The organism is Leptospira haakeii (assembly GCF_002812045.1).
Classification (GTDB): Bacteria; Spirochaetota; Leptospiria; order Leptospirales; family Leptospiraceae; genus Leptospira_B; species Leptospira_B haakeii.
The window spans coordinates 98291-120146 of the sequence record NZ_NPEG01000001.1 but is presented as its reverse complement, the minus strand read 5'-3'; the positions used below and the strand labels follow the sequence as shown (position 1 = coordinate 120146).

General features: G+C 41.6%; 23 protein-coding genes. 9 read left to right on the top strand and 14 right to left on the bottom strand.

From position 1 onward, the window contains the following. Positions 1-49: 49 nt before the first annotated feature. Both CH377_RS00605 and CH377_RS00600 read left to right on the top strand, forming a co-directional pair. Positions 50-388 (top strand): ArsR/SmtB family transcription factor, encoded by a 339-nt coding sequence (locus CH377_RS00605; protein WP_100721925.1) that lies wholly within the window; start codon positions 50-52, stop codon positions 386-388. 2 nt (positions 389-390) lie between these two features. Continuing rightward, positions 391-909, top strand: coding sequence for an SRPBCC domain-containing protein (locus CH377_RS00600; RefSeq protein ID WP_100721924.1), 519 nt, complete (start codon positions 391-393; stop codon positions 907-909). A 107-nt stretch (positions 910-1016) separates the two neighbouring features. Here CH377_RS00600 and CH377_RS00595 read toward each other — a convergent pair whose 3' ends face one another. After that, a complete protein-coding gene (locus tag CH377_RS00595; protein WP_100721923.1) occupies positions 1017-1373 on the bottom strand; it encodes a DUF2200 domain-containing protein in 357 nt (118 codons plus the stop codon). A gap of 52 nt (positions 1374-1425) precedes the next feature. Beyond that, a complete protein-coding gene (locus CH377_RS00590; protein WP_100721922.1) occupies positions 1426-1866 on the bottom strand; it encodes a VOC family protein in 441 nt (146 codons plus the stop codon). A 148-nt stretch (positions 1867-2014) separates the two neighbouring features. Between CH377_RS00590 and CH377_RS00585 the strand changes: the two genes are divergently transcribed. Genes CH377_RS00585 through CH377_RS00575 form a run of 3 tightly spaced genes read left to right on the top strand, consistent with a single transcriptional unit; the run spans position 2015 to position 3223 of the window. Beyond that, positions 2015-2338: an ArsR/SmtB family transcription factor gene (locus CH377_RS00585; RefSeq protein ID WP_100721921.1), complete on the top strand. Its 324-nt coding sequence runs from the start codon at positions 2015-2017 to the stop codon at positions 2336-2338. Beyond that, positions 2331-2810, top strand: coding sequence for an SRPBCC family protein (locus CH377_RS00580; protein WP_100721920.1), 480 nt, complete (start codon positions 2331-2333; stop codon positions 2808-2810). The genes CH377_RS00585 and CH377_RS00580 overlap by 8 nt, the downstream gene beginning before the upstream one ends. Beyond that, a complete protein-coding gene (locus CH377_RS00575; protein WP_100721919.1) occupies positions 2807-3223 on the top strand; it encodes a GFA family protein in 417 nt (138 codons plus the stop codon). Before CH377_RS00580 ends, CH377_RS00575 begins: the two co-directional genes overlap by 4 nt. A 34-nt stretch (positions 3224-3257) precedes the next feature. Here CH377_RS00575 and CH377_RS00570 read toward each other — a convergent pair whose 3' ends face one another. From CH377_RS00570 to CH377_RS00550, 5 genes are all read right to left on the bottom strand, one after another. Next, a complete protein-coding gene (locus CH377_RS00570) occupies positions 3258-4049 on the bottom strand; it encodes an aminoglycoside 6-adenylyltransferase (protein WP_100721918.1) in 792 nt (263 codons plus the stop codon). An 11-nt stretch (positions 4050-4060) separates the two neighbouring features. Then, complete coding sequence (locus tag CH377_RS00565; RefSeq protein WP_100721917.1) at positions 4061-4621, bottom strand: dihydrofolate reductase family protein; 561 nt, start codon at positions 4619-4621, stop codon at positions 4061-4063. Between the two features lie 78 nt (positions 4622-4699). Next, complete coding sequence (locus CH377_RS00560; RefSeq protein ID WP_100721916.1) at positions 4700-5566, bottom strand: alpha/beta hydrolase; 867 nt, start codon at positions 5564-5566, stop codon at positions 4700-4702. Positions 5567-5678: 112 nt separating this feature from the next. Beyond that, positions 5679-6761 (bottom strand): PA0069 family radical SAM protein, encoded by a 1083-nt coding sequence (locus CH377_RS00555; protein ID WP_100721915.1) that lies wholly within the window; start codon positions 6759-6761, stop codon positions 5679-5681. An 85-nt stretch (positions 6762-6846) separates the two neighbouring features. Continuing rightward, positions 6847-7476 (bottom strand): glutathione S-transferase family protein, encoded by a 630-nt coding sequence (locus tag CH377_RS00550; RefSeq protein WP_207797567.1) that lies wholly within the window; start codon positions 7474-7476, stop codon positions 6847-6849. A gap of 329 nt (positions 7477-7805) precedes the next feature. On the opposite strand from CH377_RS00550, the gene CH377_RS00545 reads away from it, so the two are divergent. Beyond that, the gene (locus CH377_RS00545) at positions 7806-8858 is read left to right on the top strand and encodes a PAS domain-containing protein (RefSeq protein WP_100721913.1); all 1053 of its coding nucleotides are present in this window, start codon (positions 7806-7808) and stop codon (positions 8856-8858) included. 25 nt (positions 8859-8883) lie between these two features. Here the strand turns inward: CH377_RS00545 and msrA are convergent, their stop codons facing one another. Then, the gene (msrA, locus tag CH377_RS00540) at positions 8884-9513 is read right to left on the bottom strand and encodes a peptide-methionine (S)-S-oxide reductase MsrA (RefSeq protein WP_100721912.1); all 630 of its coding nucleotides are present in this window, start codon (positions 9511-9513) and stop codon (positions 8884-8886) included. Between the two features lie 230 nt (positions 9514-9743). Between msrA and CH377_RS00535 the strand changes: the two genes are divergently transcribed. Beyond that, entirely contained in the window at positions 9744-11975 is a 2232-nt protein-coding gene (locus CH377_RS00535) for a SulP family inorganic anion transporter (RefSeq protein ID WP_100721911.1), read from the top strand. Here CH377_RS00535 and CH377_RS00530 read toward each other — a convergent pair. Continuing rightward, a complete protein-coding gene (locus CH377_RS00530) occupies positions 11968-12375 on the bottom strand; it encodes a GreA/GreB family elongation factor (protein WP_100721910.1) in 408 nt (135 codons plus the stop codon). The genes CH377_RS00535 and CH377_RS00530 overlap by 8 nt on opposite strands. A 180-nt stretch (positions 12376-12555) precedes the next feature. On the opposite strand from CH377_RS00530, the gene CH377_RS00525 reads away from it, so the two are divergent. After that, entirely contained in the window at positions 12556-13137 is a 582-nt protein-coding gene (locus tag CH377_RS00525) for a hypothetical protein (protein WP_100721909.1), read from the top strand. Positions 13138-13295: 158 nt separating this feature from the next. Continuing rightward, positions 13296-13826: an SET domain-containing protein gene (locus tag CH377_RS00520; RefSeq protein WP_100721908.1), complete on the top strand. Its 531-nt coding sequence runs from the start codon at positions 13296-13298 to the stop codon at positions 13824-13826. Positions 13827-13853: 27 nt separating this feature from the next. Here CH377_RS00520 and CH377_RS00515 read toward each other — a convergent pair whose 3' ends face one another. The 5 genes from CH377_RS00515 to CH377_RS00495 are packed head-to-tail and all read right to left on the bottom strand — an operon-like array spanning position 13854 to position 21424. Then, on the bottom strand, positions 13854-14444 hold the full coding sequence (locus CH377_RS00515; RefSeq protein WP_100721907.1) for a DUF2179 domain-containing protein: 591 nt from the start codon (positions 14442-14444) through the stop codon (positions 13854-13856). 39 nt (positions 14445-14483) lie between these two features. Then, positions 14484-14798, bottom strand: coding sequence for an LIC_10461 domain-containing protein (locus CH377_RS00510; protein WP_100721906.1), 315 nt, complete (start codon positions 14796-14798; stop codon positions 14484-14486). Then, positions 14786-15166, bottom strand: a complete 381-nt coding sequence (locus CH377_RS00505; RefSeq protein ID WP_100721905.1) for a Bor/Iss family lipoprotein — start codon at positions 15164-15166, stop codon at positions 14786-14788. Before CH377_RS00505 ends, CH377_RS00510 begins: the two co-directional genes overlap by 13 nt. After that, positions 15153-15638 (bottom strand): LIC_10463 family lipoprotein, encoded by a 486-nt coding sequence (locus CH377_RS00500; protein WP_100721904.1) that lies wholly within the window; start codon positions 15636-15638, stop codon positions 15153-15155. The genes CH377_RS00505 and CH377_RS00500 overlap by 14 nt, the downstream gene beginning before the upstream one ends. Further along, entirely contained in the window at positions 15635-21424 is a 5790-nt protein-coding gene (locus CH377_RS00495) for a beta strand repeat-containing protein (protein WP_100721903.1), read from the bottom strand. The genes CH377_RS00500 and CH377_RS00495 overlap by 4 nt, the downstream gene beginning before the upstream one ends. Between the last annotated feature and the right edge of the window lie 432 nt (positions 21425-21856).

Here is a 21856-nt window from a genome sequence, read left to right as displayed (position 1 = left end):
ATTGACATTTCTTTATTATATAACTAGATAATTATATAATAAACTTGATATGCAAAATCTCGACTCTACATTTGCCGCGCTTGCCGACCCAACTCGCCGCGCGATACTTATGCGTCTCGCAAAAGGTGACTCAACGGTCATGGAGCTTGCCAAACCCTTTAAAATGAGCCAGCCGGCCATTTCAAGGCATCTAAAAGTTTTGGAGGAGGCGGGCCTTATCTCGACTACAATCCGCGCCCAGGAGCGCCCTCGCAGGCTTGAAACTGCGCCGCTCAAAAAAGCGACGGATTGGATTGAGAAGTATCGCCAGATGTGGGAAAAACGTTATCTAGTACTCGATGGGCTACTCGAAGAATTGAAGACGATGCAAACAATAGGAGATGAATAGAAATGAAAGCAGATCTAAAAGAACTGAAGGTAGAGCTTCGAGGCGAAAGAGAAGTTGTCGCTACACGTTATTTTGCCGCGCCTCGTCAATTGGTATTCGACTGTTTCACGAAACCCGAGCTAATGCGCCGTTGGTTGACTGGCCCAGAGGGTTGGACTCTCGAAAAGATAGAAAACGATCTTAGAGTTGGCGGCAATTACCTGTACGTCTTTGTGGATCAAAAAGGTACCCAAATGGGCGTTTATGGAAAATTCCTGGAAGTGATTGTTCCTGAGAAATTTGCGAATAACGAAAATTATGCGACTGATATGTCCACGTTTAATCCGGAAGGCCCGACCAATCCGGATGCTACCGTAGAGTCTCGCACCTTCACAACTGAAGGCAATCTAACTCTTTTGACTCACGCGGTTAAATTCGCTTCCGCAGAAGTACGTGAGATGGAGATTGGCGCAGTCGAGGCTTGGAAAGATATCTGCATAGTGCTCGATAAACTATTGGAAGAACTCACAAGAAAGGGCTAAAATTTTAGGCACTTGCCACGTTGCATGGGCGCATGTTCGCCCATGCAAGCACGTGGCTAAGGATTCAACTATCTGTGGCCTTCTTCCAATCTAAACAAAATGATCCACTAAACAGATCCGCGTAATATTTTTTCCATGGCCTTTCCTTTAGCCAATTCATCGATCAACTTATCTAAGTAACGAATCTTCTGCATAAGTTTATCTTCTATATCTTCTACGCGAATGCCGCAAACTACTCCTTTGATCTGTGAAACATTATCATTTAAATGAGGTGCCTGATCAAAAAATTCCTGGAAGTTCACTTCATTCTTAAGTTGTTTTTGAAAACTTTTAGAATCGTATCCGGTAAGCCAATAAATGATCTTATCTACTTCTGCTTTAGTTCGTCCTTTTCGTTCTGCCTTTTGAATATACATAGGATAAACTTTTGAGAAAGACATTGCGAAAACTTTCGAATTTTCCATTTTGATCCAATACCTTTTTTGTTTTTAAACGTTTCTTTTAATCATTAAGATCTTATTTCAGTTCTTCGGCTAATGCGATGATAAAACCTTCGGGGGTTCGCAAATAACATAGAAGATAACTATCTTCGTATTGTTCCAATTTGCCGACTAGTTTTACTCCATGAGTTTCGAGACGAGCGACTGTGTCCTTGATATCTGTGACTGCAAACATTACACGAAGATAACCTAAAGTGTTGGAAGGAGAATTTTTCGGTTCCCGGCTGATTGCCTTCGGTTTTATAAACTTAGACAATTCCAATCTGCTATGCCCATCGGGTGTTTTCATCATTGCCATGTCGACTTGCATTCCTTCAAGCCCTACGACATGATCTGCCCAGGATCCCTCGATCCTCATCTGTCCTTCTAACTCTAAACCTATCTCTTGGAATATAGCAATCGTGGCTGGAAGGTCTTCCACGACGATGCCGACATTGTCCATTCGTTTCACTGCCATTTTCCGCTTCCTCCGTTAGGTCCGTAATAGCCGCCGCTATTGTCCATATGGTTGATTCATTTATCAATCTATTGGTCGGTAATTTTTCGGATATTTTACTTGACATGCAGGTGAATGCCTGCATATTATTTTTTTACAAACGTAACGAATGGATGCTGATAATGTTTTCAAGGCGCTGGGAGACCCGACACGAAGAAAGCTGTTGGATCTTCTATACGAGAAGAATGGCCAAACTTTAGGCCAACTTTGTCAGCACCTTGATATGACTCGGCAATCGACCACTCAGCATATCGGGATACTTGAGGCTGCCAATCTGATCAGCACTGTTTGGCGTGGTCGAGAGAAGTTACATTTCATCAATCCCGTGCCATTACACGAGGTGTATGAACGTTGGGTGCGAAAATTCGAACACCAGCGACTTAGTCTGTTGCATGACCTGAAGAAGGAACTTGAAGGAGAGAATAATGAGTAAAGAGAAGACTAGCTTTGTTTACGTAACCTATATACGTTCGACGCCGGAGAAAGTGTTCGAGGCAATTATGAAGCCGGAGATTACACGTCTCTATTGGGGTCATGAAAATATTTCCGACTGGAAACCTGAGTCTAGCTGGGAACATGTGCGTGCTAACGATCGTACAGTTAATATTGTAGGAAAGGTTGTCGAAGTTGTTCCTCCGACTCGTCTAGTAATTACTTGGGCAAGTCCTTCACAAGCAGCTGATCCTGAAAGTTATAGCCGAGTGACTTTTAATGTAGAAGCTTATGACGATATGGTGAGACTAACGGTTACTCATGATGAACTAGAAGCAGGTAGTGGAATGGCAAAAGGAATCCAACAAGGTTGGCCGATCGTTCTTTCCAGTCTGAAATCTTTATTGGAAACGGGGCAGGGCATCGATGTATTCGCTAAGCCAAAGTCTAGTTCTAATGGAACTCTCTCATGACTAAAGCTTATACTGGCGGATGTGCTTGCGGTGCAATCCGCTATACAACCAAACACGAACCGGTCTTTCAAAATCATTGTCAATGTCGCGACTGCCAACTTAGAAGTGGCACTGGACATGGATCTTATCTTACTTTTCCTGCAAGAGCCGAGATGGCAATTACAGGAGAGGCAACCCATTGGGAAGTTGCGGGCGACAGTGGTAATATTAAGATCCACTCCTTTTGTCCAACGTGCGGAACACCGGTTTATCTTCGCTTTGCTGCAATGCCGGACATGATTGCGGTTCATGCGGGAAGTTTAGATGAGCCTAGTCGGTTTACACCTCATGTGCTTACTTACAAAGTTCGTGGGTTAGATTGGGATCCAATCGATCCTTCATTAAAAACGTTTGAGAAGATGCCGACAGGTTAATTTTCGACGGATATGCTCATGTTCGCCCATGAGCTTATTTGCTAATATTTTTCAAATAGTCCAAAGCATAGTTTTCTGCTTTGGATAAGTTTTTTATTTCAGAATGATAAAGTACCAATCTCAATTCTTGGTATAGCTTAACTGAACTCAGTATGCTGTCCTTAATCGATTTAAAATCATAACTCGGAATTGTAGATTTTAGTTTTTCCAAATCGATTGGATCAATGATGAATTCTAATTTCCTAACCCCACGAGGAAGCGATTTGTTTTTGAGATGGAGCATAGGGCCTAAAACTATATTTCTTACGAATGACAAAAAATCAATCGTCTCGAAATACTCTCCTCTCCCTAACTTAGTTCCGGCGTAATGTACCCAAACCCAAAATCTATCTTCTATCCATTGGAAATCCGGATTCGGCCATTCTGCTTTCGTTGATTCGATGATGAATGGGATCTGTTTGTTGTTCTGATAAGTAAAAACGGGATTTTCGATTCTTTCTTTTAACTCAGAAAGTTGGATAAACTTAAAATCAACATGAAGAAATGGGTTCTCATATAGACAAATTAATAACCTTTTCTCTCCAACATGTTCACCAGTAAATGCTGATACTAAAGGTCCGAAATTTTTCGCGAAACCGATCATCTCTTTTTTCTGATATTGAATTCCATCTTTCAAAACTATGACAAAATCAATATCAGAATATTCATCAAGTTCCTTGGAAATGAATGAGCCGGCTACTGCGACGCCTTCAATTACTTCGTCATTCGAAGCAAACTCATTCACTTTGTTGATGAATAGATTTAGTTTCTCTATACCGTTTTTCATTATATCATCTTTTAGTCCGGAGCATAATGAATAAGTAGTCCTCCAGTTGTAAGAGGACGAGATTCAAGTAATTTTAGTTTTTTATTAGGAATTCCTTCCTCGAATAAACGTTTCCCCTTTCCTAAGAATGTAGGTGCAATACAAAGACGGATCTCGTCGAATAAGTCTGCTTTTAGTAAGGATCCGGATAGATTAGCGCTACCGAATACAAACATATCGCCGTCACCTTGTTGTTTTAATTTAGAAATTTCGACTGCGGCATCTCTTACGATTGTAGTGTTGTTCCAGTCGGCAGTTTTGAGTGTTGATGAGCAAACGACCTTTTGGATCTCATTCATAAATTTGGTGACTTCTCCTTCGGTCTTTTCTTCTTCCGCCTTGATCCAATATTCAGCCATACCTTTATATGTCGTCGCGCCAAACACAAGCATGTCGGCTGATTTTAATTGAGTAAGACTAAATTCCTCAAGCTCATTTCCCCAAACAAGTCCGTGAAAGCTTAAGTCCCAGTTTTTCTCGCCCTCAAAATAGCCGTCCAGGGTGACTACATTCCACATTATTAATTTTCTCATGGTATGTTGTTCCTCGCCCAATCGAATTTAAAAAACACGCAGATACAAAGGGGAGAATCAGAATGTCTCCCCTTATCATCAATGAGTCTGCAGCCAATTCACTAAATCACCTAGAACTTTTGCCTTGTCCGCCGGAAGTTCATTCATGGTTTCGTGATACAACCCATCATAAATTTTCATGGATTTGTCTGAAGAAGGAATAACTTGGAATGCTTCTTCTGTTCCGATAGAAAGAGCGATAGAATCTTCTTTTCCGTGGAATAGATAAACCGGGAAGTTGATCCGTGCTGCTTTTTCCAAAGCTTTTTCTTTGGAGTTCAAAAGGAAGTCTCCTAAGTAAGCTCCAACTGAACCATGAACTAAAGGATCTTTTTTGTAGGCCTCTACAACTGACTTGTCTCTAGAGAGAGCGTTTACATCCAATCCGGTTGGAACTGTAAGAGTGGGAAATGCTCCAGCGAGTAAACTTCCTGCGCCTTTTTTAATATTCATAACTAAGTCAGTCTTTACTGCAATTGGTAATCCACTCAGTACGAGTCTGTCTAAACTTGCTTGGTGAGAAGGTTCTCCTGCGTAGAATAATGAGATCAACGCCCCCATGGAATGTCCCATCAAAGTGACTTGTTTCACTCCTTCTTTCTGCTTTGCAATGCTGATTAGCCTATCCAAATCCGCTAAAAATTGGTTAAAATGAGTGACTACACCTCTGCTTCCTCCGGATTTTCCGTGGCCGCGGGCATCTATTAGATAAACATTATATCCTTTTCCGGAAAGTGCTTCGAGTAAGTTGTCGTATCTTTTTCCGTGTTCTCCAATCCCATGGTGGACCACTAAGGTTCTTGGATTGTTTGCGTCTTTTGCGCGGTAGGCTCTATAATAGATGGATACGTCGCCGGCTCCTACAAAGGTTCCGTCTTCCAGATGGTAGTTTTGTTCCCAATTCATTCGGTAAATATCCGATCTGTCTGAAAAATGGGGAAGGAAATTTCTATCTAATCCGCTTCTTTCTTTCTACTATTTCGAACAAACGTAATGGCTGTGGCTTATGTTACAGTCATTACTCCGGAAAAAGCCCTGGTAGGAATTCCTCTTGTTTTTTCTTTTTCAGAAGATAGCGAGAAGGAACAGCAAATAAGTCCTTTCTCAATTCTCTTCTTTTTGTGAGTACGAACCTTCTGATGCAGATAGAAAATCTTTTTTGGAGAAGTTCCGCATAATTCCCTTCTCCTTTCATTCTTTCTCTCCAATTGGCTTTGTATAATTTGCCTCCTCTTGCTTCCGAAATAACTTTTAAAACCTTTTCTTTTTTGAGCGGGAAATGTCTGGTGAGCCAGTCTTCGAATAAAGGTGCCACTTCAAAGGGAAGTCTTACGAATACCATTCCAGCTGCTTCTGCACCTGATAAAGATGCTTGTTCCAGTAGATGTTCCATTTCGAAATCATTGATAAATGGAATTACGGGAGCAAATAATACCCCTGTCGGAATTCCAGCATCCGTAAGTTTTCGAAGAGTTTCCATTCTTCTCGAAGGAGCAGGAGCTCTAGGTTCTAATTTGGACCAAAGTTCCTTGTCTAAAGTGGTGATTGAAAGAAACACTTTCAAAATTCCTAATTTTCCCATTTCGGAAAGAATATCTATATCTCTTTGTATGAGTGAAGACTTTGTGATAATTGCGATAGGTTGTTTGAACTCCAACATCACTTCTAATAATGACCTTGTGTTTTTATAAATCCTTTCTCCCGGTTGGTAAGGATCCGTGGCAGTACCTATCGTGATTGGCTCGAGTGCTTGTTTTTTCTTTCTTAATTCTTCCGCTAAAAGTTTGGCAGGTTCTTTTTTAACAAATATCTTTGTTTCGAAATCCAGTCCCGGTGAAAGATCCACATAAGAATGATTCGGTCTTGCAAAACAATAAATACATCCATGCTCACAACCCCTATAAGGATTGATACTTGCATCGAATGGAATATCCGGAGATTTGTTTCGAGTTAGGACTGATTTGGAATTTTCCCAAAAGAATTGGGTAGAAGGAGAGGGTTCCTCTCCTAAATCTATCCTATCTTCTAACCAAACTTCCCTTTGGGTCTTATCAAATCGACTGGGAGGAAGTTCTTCTGTGCCTCTTTTCTTGGAATTCATAAGTTTGAATTTTAAGAAATACTAAACAAAAAACAAGCAAAAATATGTTTGTATCTCGTTGGAAGTCCTACAAAAATGATCCTGCTTAGTTAATCTCTAATTTGGCTCCTTCTCCCCAAGATTTGTAAGAAGGTAAATTGGAGATAGTTTGCACATACTCAGTCGCTTTAGGTCCTAGTTTTACTCCATATGTTATGAATCTGGAAACTACTGGGGCATAGAATGCATCTGCTATGGAGAAGTTTTGGCCGAACAAGAATGCCCCACCATAGGAATTCAAACATTCTTCCCAAAGAGTTTGTATCCTATCTATGTCCTTCTTCGCATCTTCCGGAACGGAGAAGTCGGACTTTCTACCATGAAAATTCATACTTAGATTAGATCTTAGGCCTGTGAATCCAGAATGCATTTCTGCGGTTATGGATCGTGCTTTGGCTCTTGCGATCTGATCTTTTGGCCAGAGTCCCTTCTCCGCATATTTTTCTGCCAAATATTCCGCTATGCTAAGGCTGTCCCAAACTCTTAGGTCCCCGTCGTTTAGGACAGGGACTTTTTTAGAAGGGGAATACTTATCGATTATGGCTGCGTATTCAGGTGTGAATAGTTTTAAGGAAATCTCTTCAAAAGGAATTCCAAATTGAGTGAGTAGGATCCATGGACGGAAAGACCAGGAGGAGATGTTTTTATTTCCTATTACAAGTTTGAGATCGCTCATAACTTTAAGATCTCCTAAGGCAGGATGATTCTGCAAGAAAGTAATCCTTTCGAGTTAGAAACTTTGGAGAGGTTGTTTTTGTAGAGATTGATACAGACGCCTTCAACTAGTTTGCCTTTCTTTTGCAACAATTGGCTTCGGGAATTTAGATGATCAAGTGCACATAATCTTACTAAGATTTAGGGCTCTTCATTTAACAGCGAGGCGACTTCTTAGTATTCTAGGAATGCTTTGTAGGATTTTTTTAAAAATCCATGTCTTAAGTTATTAATAAGAGAGAAATCTTTTCGAAAAGAATCGAGAGGTTTCTTAGGTACAAAACAAATCGGATGGATCTAAGCTTGGAAAACGTTAAAGAAATTATTCAAACACAAGAAAGTATGCCCGATATTTTGTTAATTTGCGATTCGAGTGGAAGGATCCTTCATATTAACGAGAATGGAAGGAAGATGCTTAGTATCGCTTCTATTGAATCGGCTAAGACTATGAGTATTACCGATCTTCTTTCAGAGACGGATCAAAAATATTTCGAATCAGTTATACTACCGAATGTAAGCAAATCTGGAGAGTATGAGGGAAGAGGACTTCATCTAATGAAGAAAGATGGAAGTTTCCTTCAAACAAAACAACATGCCTATCTAATGCCGGAGAAATCTTACCTATTCGTATTCACGGAAGATAAAGAATCAGAAGCGGGGAAGAAGGATGCTTTATACAAAGCATTTCTACAATCCCAGAACGGAATGTTCTTAACCGATAAGGAAGGAGTGATCCTTGCGGTGAATAAACAGTTCGAAAAAATTTCCGGCTTAAAAGAGAATGAACTCATTGGAAAAACTCCTAAAGCGTTCCAATCCGGAGCGGGAGCATCCAAAACTTTTTACGACGAGTTTTGGGAATCTGTTCTGCAAGGTTCTGTTTCTATCTCTAACTCGAATGTTAAAACAGGTTTCGTAAAGGATTGGAAACAAAATGTTCTTCCTATCAAAGATCGTAATGGAGAAGTTTCCAGCTTCTTAAGTACTATACTTGCGAATCCTGAAATTTCAGAATCCGGAGAAGCAAAAAATAACTCGGATTTTGCAAAATCTCCATCTGATACTTTCAGAAAATATGAAGGTATGGATAGAGAAGCTCTGATCGGAATTTTAAGAGATAAAACTAAACTTACTAAAAAGGAAACGGAGATTTGTGCGGGAATCGCTTCCGGTAAGGATAAGAGCCGAATCAGCGAAGACTTAGGTATCCATCCTGGGACTATGAAGAACCATCTCAAATCGATTTATAGAAAGACTATTGATCTAGAAAAAGAGATCCCAGGTCCTGAGAGAGATAAATTGCAAAGACTTACAATTTATCTCTTCCGTTTACTTGGCGAGTAAAACGCAGAGCCGTTGAGGTTTGTTCTTAATCCGATTTGGTTCCCCAAACTTCTTTCACATAATCCTCTCTTCCGGAACCCTTTCTGTATTGTTTATAATGCGTAGGGTTCTTTTTATAATAATCCTGATGATATTCTTCTGCAGGATAAAATTCTGATGCAGGCAATATTTCTACTGCGATAGGAGAGGAGAATTTTTTAGAAGCACCTATCTTATCCTTAAACTCTTGGGCCAACTTTCTTTCAGCCTCATTCTTATAATATATAGCTGCTCTGTATTGATTTCCTCTGTCTGCAAATTGTCCTCCTGAATCAGTCGGATCTATTTGTCTCCAATACGTATCCAGAAGTTTTGTATAATCGATTTTTTTAGGATCGTAAGTGATAAGGACCGATTCTCTATGCCCTGTTCTTCCGTAACCTACATCTTCGTAAGTTGGATTTTTCTCTTTTCCGCCTGTATATCCTGATACTACGGATATAACACCGGGGAGTTTTTCAAAAGGTCCTTCCATACACCAAAAACATCCACCTGCAAAAATGGCGGTCTCCGTTTTTGGGTTCTCCTTCGAATGAAGTATATTCGAAAAACTAAATATTATGAATATTATAAGTATGGATTCTAATCTTATAAGTTTGAACAAATTCGTTCTCATATGGTTCCTCATGGGTTCATTTTTTTATGAATTTTTAATCTAACTATTCTTACCGATCAGTTGTTCGTATTTTGATTTTTTTCAAAAAATCCTGGTAAGCACAAGCTGGATCAATTTCAGTAGTTATGGATACTTTCGACTGACGTCGGAAAAAGTTACGGACTTATCAACCGTTTCCAATTCTGGGTTTTGTTCTTTATATAGAATACAGCCCGCCCGTGCGAGTATCGATGAATTTAAAAACAAAACAATTTTTTTCCAACCTTCCTTACGATCTTTCCTCAAGTATCGCAGTTTTTCTCGTAGCTATTCCTCTTTGTTTGGGGATTGCTCATGCGTCCGGTGCTCCCTTGTTTTCAGGGATTATCTCCGGTTTTGTAGGTGGGATTGTAGTCGGAACTTTTAGTAAATCCGCCTTAAGTGTCTCAGGGCCCACGGCAAGTTTGACTGCGATTGTTCTCTCAGGCATCAAAGATCTGGGGAATTTCGAGGCATTTCTTCTCGCACTTCTTATTGCGGGAATGATACAAACTCTGCTGGGGATTTTAAGAACAGGCGCTTTATCAGCTTATCTTCCTTCTGCAACAGTAGTCGGAATGTCCGTCGCGATCGGTTTACTTCTAGTTATCAAACAATTGCCTCACTTGATCGGTTACGACGTAGAGGAATTCGGGGTAGAAGAATTCGATATCACTCAAGAAGACGTGAACGAATCCTATCACGATCCCCATGAAGTAAAAGAAACAAACTCTCTCATGTTGCTCGTACATGCTTTCCGAAATTTGCAAAGTAATGTATTAATGATCGGGGTTATTTCCCTTTTATCCTTTTGGATTTGGGACAAATATTTTGCTAAAAAATTCAAATATGTCCCTGCTTCTTTAGTAGCGATCATTATCGGAACCGGCTCAAATTTACTTTTAGGTCATCTTCTTCCTGGAGGAGCTTTAAGCCAGGATCACTTAGTTACTCTTCCGATTTTTAAAAATCCTTCTGAACTATTTGCTCATTTAGATTTTCCAAATTTTTCCTATTGGGATCAGGGTCCAGTATGGACTTTAGCATTGACGATTGCGTTTGCTTCTTCTTTAGAATCTTTACTCTCTGTTGAAGTGGTAGATAAGCTGGATGAAGAGAATCGTAAAACTCCTATGTCTCAGGAATTGATCGCACAAGGTTTAGGGAATATGGCCTGCGGACTTGCAGGCGGGATCCCGATCACAAGTGTGGTCGTCAGAGGTACGGTAAATGCCTCTTCCGGCGCAAAAACCAAGTTTTCTGCCATTTTTCATGGGGCATGGATAGGGATCAGTGTATTACTTTTCCCTAAATTTATGAATACCATCCCTCTTGCGTCCTTAGCTGCGATCTTAACTTTTACGGGTCTTAAACTCGCGAAACCTGCGATGTTTAAGCTGATGTTCCAAAAAGGATATTCTCAGTTCCTTCCTTTTTTAGTAACCGTAGTAGTCACATTCTTCACTAATGTTCTGATCGGAACGTTCTGCGGTATCTTGGTGGCTTTAGTTTTCGTTCTATATGAAGACCACAGGACAGCGATCTACAGAGAAGAGCGTCATGGTAAGTTTAGAAGGATCGTTTTAGGAGAAAACTTAGGGTTCTTCCATAAGGCAAAGATCAAAGCGATCTTAGAAAATCAACCTTCCGGGATCACTTTAGAAATAGACGGAACTAGAACACTTCATATGGATCAGGATATTAAAGAACTAATCCACGAATTTAGAAAAAATTCCCACCGTAAAGGGATTACGGTGATCCTGGGAGGGATACCGAATATGGAAAATGATATCGAATCCTTGAAAAAAGAAATGAGCGAGTCTTACCAAAAATTATTAAAAAATAACCAAGAATGGGTAGAAGAGAGGACTGCGGAAGATCCTGAATTTTTTGCCAGAAATGCGGAGGGTCAATCACCTCAAACGCTATTCATTGGATGTAGCGATTCCAGGGTTCCGGTAAATGTGATCACTAAAACAAATCCCGGGGAAATTTTCGTAACTAGGAATATTGCTAATGTGGTTTCTGTGGATGATATGTCCCTATTTAGTGTGGTTCAGTATGCCATAGACGCATTGAACGTAAAACATATCATTGTTTGCGGTCATATCGGCTGCGGAGGGGTTAGGGCTGCTCTACATGGAAAGGCTACGGGTCTCATCGACAACTGGATCACCCATATTAAGGATGTGTATCTAAAACATAGAGATGAATTGGATGCTCTTCCTGAAGATAAAAGAGAGGAAAGACTTATCCACCTGAATGTCGCGGAACAAGTGGTGAACTTATACAAGACGGGAATGATACAGAATGCTTTGGCTAAGTATGGATTTCCGGAGATACATGGTTGGGTTTACGATATCCGAAACGGTCAGATCAGCGAGGTGGATTATAAGGACATTCTCTCCAAGGAGCTTGGAGGATTGTACGGTTATCCTAAATAGCAGCCGGTTGGTAGAGTAGTTCTTGGACTCTAAGGTATTTATCCATTCCGTTGATCTCCCAACGAACTACTTCTCCCACTCTGGCGCCTAATACCGCGGAGCCATGAGCGGAAAATAAGGATAATTTGCCGTTAGCAGGGGCATTTTCAGTATAATCGTCAGGATATACTAAGGTGAATTGGAATGCTTCTGCGTTACCCAGATCTTTGAGCACGAATTTAGAATTCATAGTGATCAGATCTTGGGGAACTTGGTTCTGATCTATTTTTTTGGCTTTAGATAACGTCTTACGTATAATTTCTAAGATACTTGGTTGAACTGCTGCTGCCTGGGCGGAAACCTCAAGGGTGGAAAGAATCCTTTGATGATCGTTCTTAGAAAGAAATCTTTTACCACTCATAACGCAGTAACCTCCCCGATAAATCAAATCCGAAACTTACATATCCGCATAATGTACTCAAGCGTTTTTCCTTTTCTTGAATTTTACGAAAATTGCATTCGTTTATGCGACATAGAAATTCTTCTTTCTAATAAATTATACTAAACGAAAGATAAGTTTGGTTCGACATAAGAAGAAGACATGTTCCTGACTTTGTTCCAGCCGACTAGAAATAAATCCTTCGCATTAGTTAAGTACCTGTTTCGTTTGGTCCGCAAAGACGTTCGACCTATACTCATCCTGCCTAAAGGAAGTTTGGGTCTTGAAGATGGACTCAGTTTTGGAAGAATGATCTCCAGAATTTCCAACCATCACTCATCTGCGGTATTGGGCTTCGCGGAAAATTTTTCCCAAGCCGTTCACTTCTGTAAAGAGATCCAATCCGGTACTCTTGGTCATGCCGGGAGAGAGCTTCCTATCTTCGTGGATGTTACTCGACTTACTTTCGGTTCAAGCTCGGAAGATTTAGAAGAGGCAGTCCTAGCTTTGGGGGAAAATTGGAGCAGGATTTTTCCTCTGACTTGTTTTCTAGAAATAGGAAGGGACAGTTCCAGACTGGAAGAGGCAAGCGGCCGTACATCTTTATTCAAGATTTCTTCTTTAGTCATGGAAAGAAAGGGAAAGGACTGGAGGTCTCTCAAGAGTGAGAAGAAAGATGAGGATCCGTACGGGGACTGGACCTACGAACTGATCTCGGATCTTCTTCCTGATCGAGGCGTTTGAAATTTTTTTCCAATTATGAATAAGACCCGTCAGGATCGGTCTTTCTTTTTTAGGGGCCGAGCTAGGGGGTATTTCATATTTTTAATTGAAGTTTTTTCGATCTCGGTCTTGACTGATAAAAATTTTGCCCCTAATGGGGAAGAGCAGGTTGATCTTGCATGATCGAAAGACGCACGAACAAGTTCGGGGAAAACGGAATCTTCGCCTCTCAACCAATCGCTAAGGGAACTTTACTGTTCAGCTATAGCGAGTGGATCGAAGATGAGGAATTCGGATGGAAAGTACTCTCCGTCTCGGAAGCCGATGAACTTCCGGAAGAGGAAAAGGAAATCTTCATGAAATACGGCTATGATGTAGACTTCGGCCTAGTCACTGGCCCATCCGGACCTGAATTTGTTATCAATCACTCCAACTTTATGAACCATTCCTGCGATCCGAACATGTGGTACGATCAAATGGATAATATTATCGCCAAAAGGGATATAGAAGTTGGAGAAGAGCTGAACATCGACTACGGTAACTTCGTAGTGAACTTTGACCAGACTTTTGAATGCGCTTGCGGGTCTTCTAACTGCCGCAAATTCATCCGCAAGGATGATTGGAAAGTTTTACTACCTCAGTACAATCTTAACTTTCCGACGTTCATGCATAAGGAAATTAAGAAGATCCTAGTAAAAGTCCCCGCATAAGGGACTTTTTTGTTTCTAAATCCAGGATCATTTCCTGATCCTGGATTGCCTTCTCCATAGGATGCGGGCAAAACTCTCTCCTTCCTGTCCGGAAGTCTTCCAAAGTTCCGGGTCACTTGTCTTACGAGCATTCTCAATCGTATAAAAGGCACCGGGCGCAGTGTTCTTTAGTATTCCAAGCACAATGGATATATCCTTCCTTCTCAATAAGGATAGAATAACTTTAACTGGTCCTCTGGCTCCTTGCGCTTCCAGTGTGGTGGTGCGATAGCCTGCTTGGGCCAGGTTTTGGACGATCTCTTCTCCCTTTTCCGGAACTATAATACGGATGAGTGAGTGTCCTAGGGCGAGTTTTTCTTCTACCACCATTCCTAAGAAAGTACCAGTAGCAAATCCGCCTGCATAAGCGATATAGCAGAATACATTGCTTAGATTTCTCATGATCTGAGTGATTACGATTAACCAGAGAAGCACTTCTACAAAGCCAAGCATAGCTGCGAGGATCTTTCTTTCTCTGGAGATTAGGATAATACGGACTGTGCCTATGCTTACGTCCGTCATTCTGGCTAAATAAATTCCAAGGGGTAAAAGGATATAATCGAAGGCCCAGTTAGGCATTCGATTATTCTGGAGGATACTAGGCGCTTGGCCAGCAATTTACGGTTTGCAGTAAACTTCTACGGTTTTGGTAGTATAGAAGGGGCCGATCAGCGTATGAATGACTAGGTCGACAAAGCCGGTTTTCATGATCACTTCAGGATGGTTCCTATCACAGCTTGCTTCCATAGGTGCGCTTGTAGGATATATCCCGAAAACCGTACTTCCTTGTTTTACTTTTTTATCAGGGCCTGGAGTTTCCTTTGCCAATGCATAAGGAGTTTCTACACCTTTATGGACCACAGTGGTAGTATGGCAGTCCGCGAAAAATCCGAGGATTAGAATTAAGATTAGAATTTTGACTATTTGTAACATTCTATCTCCACTGTTTGAGGGGAATAGATCGCAAGAGTTATCTGCTCCCAAAATCCATTCCAAAAACTTGTGTATTGATGAACTGATTTCGGTCCATCTGCACAATACTTAGAAGTGTCCAATACAAGATTTCCAGGATAAAGTCCGAAGAAGTAGTAAGTATGTTGGACCTTATGAACTTCTCCGCCTTGTTCCGCCTGAGCGGATCTTAAGTCCAAAGCACGTTTACATTCTCTGGAAGTAGGATAGATCCTGCATGCTTCCGGAGGACTTTGCGGATAACGCACCATTGCATGTCTGCAAGATTCTCCGAATCCCAAACTTAAGAATGTGATGGCGAGTATGGGTAGAATTTTATCTGCGCGCAACTTCTTCCTCCCAAATTACCGAGGCATATCCCGGGCCATGCACTGCGGCGAATATTCTGTAAGAAAGAACTTCCGATGGATCGGAAGATTGATGGTTTAATACCAAGGAATAATCTCCTTTTTCAGGATTGTTTATTTCAAGTTTGCAAGGAGAAAGTTGGCTGATCTTTTCTCCGCATTTGATCTTAGAATCGAATAAGATCCCTTTTCTAGATAAGGATACTCCCAGATCGGGTTTATCTGTTAAAACTTCGATGATTAGGGATACTCTATCAGCCTGTTTAATCCTAAATCTATATTCCCAAGAACCTTCTAGGATTGTCCCATCCACTTGTGCTTGGAAAGCGGAGGCTTCTGCTTTGGTGATTTTTTCAAAGCGTAATGGCTCGTATCTCTGATCTTCCCTACAATTAAAAAGAAAGATCAGAGAAAATATACTGAATACAAAACAGAGGCTTATATTCTTTTTCATAAGTTCTGCTGTCTATATACTCTCACAGGAGTATTGTTTTTTCCAACACTCACATAGAGATAATAGACTCCGCCGGTGCTTACGGATACGGCCGAGAAGATCTGTTGCACATTACTTGAATCTGTGAGTCCATTACCTGCAATTTGAGTCCATACGTTAGAAGCGGATCCAGGGTTTGCCGTATTCGTACGATAGATCCTGATCCCGTTCGGGTTATCGAATCCTACATAGAGGTACGATCCGTTCTTAGCTACCATGGTAATTGTTTTGTTTGTAGAATCTCCGAAATTGGTGATACCGTTTCCATCGTCTCCCACTACACTCCAATCTCCCGCATCACATTCAGTGCTGCCTCCTGTTGCTGTAGGATCACATTTCCATAATTGAGCTCTACGGTTCGTCTCAGTTCCATCAGTACAACCTGCTACAGTTCCTGCAGTCTGTCGAACCGCACTTGCTTGAGTGCCTTGGATACAAATTGTACGAGTGACGTATAACTTATCGTTAAATTCCGCGAATTGGGCGAATGCTCTATCCGCAGGGATCAAATCGTAGAACTTGGCAAGTTCCAGCGAGAACCAATTGTTTGTGGTGCTATTATGCCATTTCGAATTAGTTCTTGGTCCAACCTCTGTCCAATCAGCACAAGTATTCACTCCGCTACATGCAGTAGTCGGATTTGAGGAGTTCGAGCGAATGATCGAACCATTATGGCCAACCGCATGTAAACCTCCATTCGCTGCGTAGATTCTGTTTTTGAATACGATGGAAGAATCAACTCCGATATAATATCCCCAGTTCGGACTGCTATTTGAAGAACCACCACTAGAAAGTCCGCCGAAATATGGCATATAATCGATACGGATCCTTCTGCCGTTTGTTCCATCCGTTGCGTCACAATTGGAACCTGCAGTACAGAATCCTGTAGTTCCGGATCCGGTATCACTTGTATTGAAAGAAATGTATCCGAAGTCAGGTGCGTTCAAGCCGGAGCCGCTTGTATTACTTGGTTTTGCAAACCCAGGGAAAACTCTATTATTCATAACGGTAATAGAAGAAGTTCCCGCAGTTACTGTTCCGGTAATCGTCCCCATATCAATGTATTTGTAGTTCAGGTTTGTGGAAGTATCGTTCGAATAGTAGATATAATCGAATAGATAGTTCCCGCTTCCATCCGGAGTAGTCCTTGCAGCAGCGATAAAGATATACGGGTTACTTACCAAACTTCCGGTGGTGAAAATTCCCCGTCCACTTTCGTTATCTGGCCCGCAACCATTTGCAAGTGTTGCATCATTCAATGTACACCCTGAGTGTCCCAAGGTTACGTAAGGAGGGACTACAATGCCATTCTCTCTCGTAGTAGCTGTGCTTGAACTTGTGTAGGTCGAATCTTGTCCGCTAAGCTGAGTGGTATCCTTAGTAAAAGAGAACTGAACAGATTCAGGATTCGCTCCATCGTAAGCGAAACGTAAGGCTCCATTACCCGCGTTATTCGGTCCTGTGTAGATCTTACTATTGAAATCTGCCAGATAACCGAATGTAGAACCATTCGGATCGATAGAGATCGGACCGTCTCCAAAGTTTACAGGAGAAGTCCCACAACCTAAGAAGGAAGCTCTATCTCTCGGAGAAGATTGGATATTTTCGGAATCTCCTGAATCACGGATGGATCCCCAAGAAGTATTATCGAATCCGTCTCCGTTCACATTATTCGCAGCCATGATCGTATATTGCGCACCGGTTTGTAGTAAGCTGTGAGTCACACAAACTTTTGCAGAATCTGCAGTTGCTCCACCGCAGACCACACCATCCAATATTTTAGCAGAGCTGATCGTGCCTAGATCGGTTGTTCCAACAAACGCGTAACGACTTGCACATTCGGATGTACTGCTACATTCCGCCGAACCGCTCACATTGTTTCCGGATTTAATAGGTTTGGAGAAGTTGATGATTACAGTTCCAGTGCTTGCGCATGAAGCGGAGCTAACTTTCAACTGTTCTTGTCCTACGAAGTCTCCGTAGTTTGCACAACCTAAATTGTTCGGAACTCCGGAAAGATCTTGGACACCGCTCTTATTCACGATCACTGTGTAGTTGTTTCCGGAAGTTTGAGAAGACCCTAAAGTCAGAGTATAGATCGCACCACTACCACTTACAGAAGAAATGGAAATGTTAGAAGCAGAGGAGAAATTACTATTATCCGAACAAGAGCCGCTTACCGCAGATGTCAGGGCCAATTTATAATTCGACGCAGTCGTTGCCTGAGTTGTATTCACAGATTCTGAGAATGTTACCCTTACTGTAGTCGGGCTCAAAGAAACCACGTTAGATATAGTCGGAGGGGTAGTATCCAGAAATACTACAGTCAGCTGAGTGTTTCCACTCACAGACCCGCTGGTTGCAGAAATAGTGATTGTTCCTGCTGCAACACCGGTAGCTTTACCTTCTGTTCCGACAGCATTACTAATTGTAGCCTTACTTGTATCAGAAGAAGCCCAGGTAACGGACGTGGTCAAGTTCTGAGTTGTTGAGTCGGAGTAAGTTCCGGTTGCAGTGAAGTCCTTGGTTTGGGTTGTATACACGTTACTGTTTGTAGGAGATACCGCGATAGAAACCAAAACTGCAGCTGTAACAGTAAAGTTAGTGGAAGCGGATACAGAGCCTAAGGTAGCGGAAATCGTGCTTGTTCCTACTGCAACTGCAGTTGCCACACCTTGGTTTCCATTTGCATTACTGATGGTAGAAGAAGATGTATTGGAAGAAGCCCAGGTTACTTGAGCTGTAATGTCCAACGTAGTAGCATCTGAATACACACCGTTTGCAGTAAATGGAGTAGTATAACCTTTTGCCAAACTTGAGTTAGTTGGAGTAATCGAGATACTATCCAGCACCGCAGCCGTAACAGTAACCACAGTATCTGTACTGGTTATCGAGTTATAACTTGCTGAAATCTGAGTGCTTCCTTCTTGAAGAGCAGTCAATTTACCATTTGTTCCGGAAGTATTGCTAATACTTGCCTTAGTTTGATCGAATGAACTCCAAGTTGCCTGGGTAGTTAGATCCGAAGTGGAACTGTCAGTATAATGTCCTGTTGCAGTGAAGTTCTGAGTGCGTCCCTTCGCAATACTTAAAGTAGGAGAAGGAGCGATCGTAATACTTGTAAGCGCTGCAGCGGTCACAGTCAATACACTTGCAGGAGAAGTCACCGATCCCAAAGTTGCAGTAATATTCGTAGTTCCGGTCGCAAGAGTAGTTGCAAGTCCCTTGCTTCCTGCGGCATTGCTGATCGTAGCTTTGCTTGTATTGGAGCTTGCCCAAGTGACTGAAGTAGTCAGATCCTGAGTGCTTGCATCCGTATAAGTTCCAGTCGCAGTAAAATTCTGATTAAGTCCTTTAGCAACGCTTGGATTTGTAGGATCTACTTGGATAGAGACCAACGTAGCTGCGGTCACAGACAGGTCGGCGTTTCCGCTGATACTTCCCAAAGTAGCGGAAATATTAGATGTTCCTAAAGAACCACTATTAGGAGAAGTTAATGTCTTTTTAGGTGCAGCAGTCAACGCTCCCAATTGGATGATAGAAGTTTGAGAACTTCCCCAAACCACTTGGTCAGTAATATCCGCAGTGGTTCCATCGGAATAAGTTCCTGTAGCTTCTGCAAGGGTAGAAGTTCCCTTGGCGATAGAGGAAGCCGAAATATGGACCTCGATCGAATCCAACACAGCAGAAGTTACTGTAAATGTGATGGAGTTGGACACAGAGCCAAGGGTTGCAGTGATTGTTGCAGTTCCAACAGAGACACCTGTTGCTTTTCCTTTGGTTCCATTTGCATTACTTACACCTACAGTGGAGTTACTGGAGCTTGACCAAGTAACTGAAGTTGTAAGATCTTGAGTGGAATTATCAGAGTAAGTTCCCGTTGCACTTAAATTTTCAGATCTTCCCTTGGCTACACTTGGACTTGCAGGAGTGATCGTAATCGATTGTAAAACCGCAGCGGTCACAGTCAATGTGGTAGAAGGAGAAGTGATTGTTCCTAATGTCGCTGTGATATTTGTAGTTCCAATCGCTGCAGCAGTAGCTTTACCTTCAGTCCCTGCGGCATTGCTGATTGTAGCCTTACTTGTATCCGAAGAAGCCCAAGTAACGGATGTTGTCAAGTTCTGAGTAGAACTATCTGTATAAGTTCCTGTCGCGGTAAAATCTTTGGTTAATCCTTTCGCTACGCTTGGATTAGTAGGAGTTACTGCTATAGAAACCAATTTTGCAGCGGTAACTGCAATATCCACAGTTCCGCTGATACTTCCTGAAGTAGCAGTGATGGTTGCAGTTCCAAGTGATCCGTTATTCGGAGAATTCACCTGTTTTTTAGGAGTAGCAGTTAAAGTTCCCAATTGAAGAATGGAAGTCGAAGAGCTGGTCCAAGAAACGGAACCGGTGATATTTTGAGAGGTTCCGTCAGAATAAACTCCTGTCGCTAATATGGCAGTGCTTGTTCCTTTTGCGATAGAGGAATCGTCCGCAGTTAACTGAATGGACTCTAATACTGCAGCAGTTACTGAGAAGGATACTGTTTCTTCTATCCCACCTATTTCAGCAGTGATGTCTACTGTTCCGACTGCGATCCCTGAGGCTCTACCTTCAAATCCTGAACCGTTATCCACAGTTGCGATAGAAGTGTCTTCACTGGACCAAGTAACTTGGTCTGTGATGTTTTCATTATGACCATCGGAGAAAATACCTGTAGCGACTAAATTTAAGGTTCTTCCTTTAGGAGTGCTCGGGTTAGAAGGAGTGATAGAGATACTTTCTAAGGCCGCAGCCGTAACAGTAACATTAGTGTTTCCTCCGATTGAATTCAGAGTAGCTGTAATGGTAGAAGTTCCCATATCTTCTGTGGATAAAAATCCTTTGGATCCTGCAGTATTGCTGATAGTGGCAACCGCGGTATCGGAAGAATTCCAAGTTACAGAGTTTGTAATGTCTTGGTTAGAATTGTCAGTGTAAGTTCCTGTAGCAATGTACTGCTGGTTTTTTCCCAATGCCAAAGACTTATTAGTAGGGGTAACTGCAATAGAAACTAAAGCAGCGGAACTAACGGTTAAAGATAAATTACTAGCATTTAATGAATTATAAGAAGCTCGGATGGAAGTGGTTCCTGCATCTACTGCAGTCACAAGTCCTGCAGAATCAATTGTAGCAATTGCAGAACTTCCTATGCTCCATGTAGTGTTCGGATCATTTGTTAGGTTTTGATTGGAGCCGTCTGCAAAATTACCTGTTAAAGTACACTGTCTTGTGATTCCTTTAGGTAAACTGTCCGTTTGATTTACGCAAGAAATAGAAATAGTGCTTAAAGGAGCGGAAGTAACTGAAAGAGAAATTTGTGCAGTTTTGTTTTCATAAGTGATGCTGATATCTGCGGCTCCAACTCCTGTTCCTGTAGCTTGCCCACCCGCAGCCATAGAAATAATATTGGAATCGCTGGTGCTCCATACAGCGTCCGCAGTAATATCTTTATGAGTTCCGTTAGAATACGCAGCGGTCGCCACCAAAGACATGCTTGTAGTTTTTGCGAAACTAGAATTAGGAGAAGAGATCTCTACTCTACTTAATGTAGGAGTTCCTCCGCCAGGAAGGAAGAATAATCCACCACCTCCTTTTTTTCCTGCCGCGAGCCCGACAGCTCCCGTTAATAAAGGCCAAGCAACGCATCCTTGGAAAAGAAGGAAGGAACACGCCAGTGCAGCGTAGAATTTTTTGGTGGGGTTGATTCCGGAGCTCATATATATCTCTTTCGGTTCGACAGTCGCTATTAATCTACTATCGACCTAATTCTATCGGACGATACATACCTAACGACTATTTCAAGAAAAAATAAATATTACGGATTAGTTTTGTAAGTAAATGCTTACTTCGTCCCGAAGAGCGGGCGGAGGAGTTCGGCCAATTGCAGAATCTGTTTTAATTTATAAAAACATCACTTGAGTGGTGAGATTTCTATCAGGAGCGAGATACTGCTATTTGCTTCTAAGAATATTTACTCTTAAAAGTCGGAAAATACGACGAACCTGAAAAATTATAATCTGAAAATAAGCATGTAATCGAATGATTACAATACGAGTTTCATAATTCGAACGAATTACGTTTTTTTAAAGTATTATTTTGTCCATAAATTGACACATATGAATCTGAAATGTTTTTCCAGAATTTGAGGA